1 pseudogene is annotated in these 252 nt (G+C 56.7%); it reads left to right on the top strand.

The features are described from left to right. Window positions 1-41: 41 nt before the first annotated feature. Window positions 42-252 (top strand): annotated as a pseudogene (locus tag SB772_RS43635) (carbohydrate ABC transporter permease); the annotation flags it as partial.

Genomic DNA, 252 nt, shown 5'->3' with positions numbered 1-252 from the left:
ATCTGCAGAAGGTCTGGGAGCAGACAAATTTCATTCGCTACATGCTGAATTCCTTCGGCGTGACGGCGGCCTCGATCGTCCTCATCCTGACCTTCGGCACGATGGCCGCCTATGCGATCGCCCGCTATGAATTTCGCCTCGGCAGCGCTGTGCTGATGTTCTTCATCAGCGGCATGACGGTGCCATTGAAGCTGGCGATCATCCCGCTCTTCATCCAGCTCGATACGCTGCATCTGGTCGATACCTATGCCG

It is taken from the genome of Paraburkholderia sp. SIMBA_030 (genome assembly GCF_046535245.1).
GTDB lineage: Bacteria > Pseudomonadota > Gammaproteobacteria > Burkholderiales > Burkholderiaceae > Paraburkholderia.
The sequence above is the reverse complement of the archived record's forward strand: the minus strand, read 5'-3'. Positions and strand labels throughout refer to the sequence as shown.